This is a genomic window from Streptomyces sp. NPDC060198, assembly GCF_042728415.1.
Taxonomy (GTDB): domain Bacteria; phylum Actinomycetota; class Actinomycetes; order Streptomycetales; family Streptomycetaceae; genus Streptomyces.
The window spans coordinates 1-2,759 of sequence record NZ_JBHWZJ010000594.1 but is presented as its reverse complement, the minus strand read 5'-3'; the positions used below and the strand labels follow the sequence as shown (position 1 = coordinate 2,759).

The 2,759-nt window shown below is 71.9% G+C and carries 2 protein-coding genes; one reads left to right on the top strand and one right to left on the bottom strand.

Annotated elements, in window-relative coordinates:
* Positions 1–593: 593 nt before the first annotated feature.
* Complete coding sequence (locus ACFWEP_RS33865; RefSeq protein ID WP_387376023.1) at positions 594–1,751, top strand: ROK family protein; 1,158 nt, start codon at positions 594–596, stop codon at positions 1,749–1,751.
* A 264-nt stretch (positions 1,752–2,015) separates the two neighbouring features.
* Here ACFWEP_RS33865 and ACFWEP_RS33860 read toward each other — a convergent pair whose 3' ends face one another.
* Positions 2,016–2,543 (bottom strand): hypothetical protein, encoded by a 528-nt coding sequence (locus tag ACFWEP_RS33860; RefSeq protein ID WP_387376021.1) that lies wholly within the window; start codon positions 2,541–2,543, stop codon positions 2,016–2,018.
* Between the last annotated feature and the right edge of the window lie 216 nt (positions 2,544–2,759).

The following is a 2,759-nucleotide window of genomic DNA, read 5'->3' as shown; positions in this document are numbered from 1 at the left end:
GGGCGGGACTCTGCGCCTCCTTTCCGACTCTTGGCGAGCTCCGTGAACACGGTGTGACCCGCGCGTGGCCGGGTGAAGTATCGACGGCGGCGGAAGCGCGTCGGCCCCGGCGCCGGATCCCTTGTCGTCACACCTTGCTTGACCTGCGCGGATGTTCTCCCGGTTGGCTGCCGGCGACGGCGGTGGGCCGGGACGGTGGGGGTGGTGTCCGCCAGCCGTTCACCTGGCCTTCCCGTCGGCCCGCTCGCTCCCGCGGGCCGGCGCCGCGGATTCCCGCCGCGAATTCCGGCCCGGCGGCGGTCCCGACTCCCGGTCTCTGCCCCCGGCCCCGGTCCCGGCTCACGTCGTGGTTCTCCCGAAGGACCATCCTGCGCCGTCGTTCGGCGGGACAGGGTCGCGACGGCCCCTTCCAGGGCGGAGGACCGCAGAACCGCCGTCGCCTGGGCGAGACGGCCCACCGAAAGAGGAGACTGTGGAGTGGCTTTTGGACGGTCAAAAAGTAAAAACAGGGGCATTTCCAGGACTCTGCGGTAAACGGAAGGGGCTGTTTTGCCAATGACGGGCAGAACTGGCCGTGCCACTATCATCGGCCCATGGATGTGGCTTCCGATCGGTCCTCACCTCGCAACAGAACCAGGGAAGAGATCTTCCGGGTCATCCAGGGCGGCGGTGCTCTCACACGCGCGCAACTCGTGGCAGTCACCGGGCTTTCCCGGAGCACGGTCAATCACGCGGTCTCCCGGCTCATCGCCGAGCAGCGTGTGAGGGAGGAGGACCCGGAGGCCAAGGGGCCGGGAAGCGGCAGCGGACGCCCGGCCGGCGTGCTGAGATGTGTCCCCGGCGGGGGCAGCTCCGCGGCACTCGACTTCGGACACACCCACGTCAAGGCGGCCGTCGTCGACGACACGGGCCGGATGCTGGCCCGGCGACGTGCCGACCTGAACGTTGATCTCTGCGCCTCCGAAGCCCTGGACACAGCGGCGGACATGCTCGGGGAGCTCCGCCGGGAGCACTCCGTCGACGACCACTCGACCGTCGTCGCCGGAATCCCGGGACCGCTCGACTCCGCCACGGGGCTGGTCCGTTCGCCCACCATCCTCTCCAGCTGGGTCGGTCTCGATCCCAGGAAGGAACTCGAACGCCGGCTGGGTCTTCGGGTGCACGTCGAGAACGACGCGGTGCTCGGGGCCTACGGCGAACTGCGGTGCGGTGCGGGCCAGGGCTACTCCGACTTCCTCTACGTGAAGGCGTCCCACGGCATCGGCGCGGGGATGGTGCTCGGCGGCGAGCCGTACCGGGGGGCTCTGGGGTTCGCCGGGGAGATCGGCCACACACCACTGCCCGGCTACACCGAACTGTGCCGGTGCGGCCGACGCGGCTGCCTGGAGGCGGTGGTGTCGGTCGAGTCGGTCAAGGCGCAGATCGCCCACACCCGCCCCAGCCCGGGCCAGGACGTCTCCTTCGGTGACCGGCCGGACGATCCCACCACCTGGCGGATCCTGAACGACGCGGGCCGCATCCTCGGCGAGGTGCTGTCCGTCCTGAGCAACCTGCTCAACCCGGCCGCCGTCATCATCGGGGGCGAACTCGGCGCCGCCGGAAACGCGCTCCTGGAGGGGGTGTCGGCGACCGTGCACCGCAGCGCCCAGCCCGCGATCGCCGCCTCTCTCGACATCCTCCCCGCCCAGCTGGGCCGGGACGCGGAGCTGATCGGCGCGGCAGCGCTCGCCGCTGTGCTCGCTCGGAGGTGACGGGGCCGCCTGCGGAGCTGGTGGGAGCGCTCCCGTACCCGTGGGTGACCGCAGGTGCCGCAGAAGCGGTACACCCGGTGACCGACGCGATCCACGGGCGCCGAGGGCCCCGGCTCCGTGACCGTGGGCGCCGCCTGCCGGCCCCGTCGCCGGGCGCGGATGCGGGCGGTGCGGGTGGGTGGTGCGTCCGGGACCGCTCCTCATGGGGAGCGGTCCCGAACGCGGGGCAGCCTTCAGGCGGCCGGGCCGTCGTGACCGGTTACCTCAGCGGTAGTCCTCCGGGTGGCCCTGCATCCAGCTGTTGATGCGGTCCCGGGTCCCGATCAGCTCGGTGCGGTGCTTCTCCAGGTTCGGGGTGGAGAGGTCGCCGTCCAGCGTCGTGAACAACGTGTCGATCCAGGCCAGGGGCTCCTTGAAGTGGCCCGGTCCCTGCCCGTCCGCCCTCATCGCCTTGTTCAGGGCCACGAGCTCCTCGTCGACCCGGCCCAGGAAATACCCGCAATTCCCTTCTCCGGGAGCGCAGTTGTCCTGGTAAGTGGCCTGAAGCCCGGCGAAGGCGTCGCGGACCAGCTCAGGCCTGTCCGGGTCCGCCGTGACCTCCACCGGGTCGGACGCGGGCGTCGGGGAGGCGCTGACCCGCGCGGCCTCGACCTTCGCAGCGGCTACGGAGGGGTCCACCTGCGGGACGTCGTCGCCCGGCCCCCCGCCGGAGGTCGCGGCACTGCAGCCCATCAGCGATGCTCCCAGCACCAGGGCCGGTATCCAGCCACGCGACCGGATGTGAACTGCCATGAACGGCTCCCCTGTTCGACGGGCCCGCAGCCTATCGCCACCGCCGGGAGCCGCCGCGGCCAGGTCACACTCGTCAACGGGCTCCGGCCGCCTCCTCGCCGACGGTGATCCCCAGCCGGCCGGCCACGGCGGTCAGGGTCGCCCCGAGCGGGAGTGGGACGGGGGGGGCGGGGGGGCGGTGGCCCCGCGGGGCGGGCCGGGTGGAGGTAAGCACCG

Excerpts from the sequence above, each read along its gene's own strand:
- ACFWEP_RS33865 (WP_387376023.1), top strand. The coding sequence starts at position 594 with ATGGATGTGGCTTCCGATCGGTCCTCACCTCGCAACAGAACCAGGGAA.
- ACFWEP_RS33860 (WP_387376021.1), bottom strand. The coding sequence starts at position 2,543 with ATGGCAGTTCACATCCGGTCGCGTGGCTGGATACCGGCCCTGGTGCTG.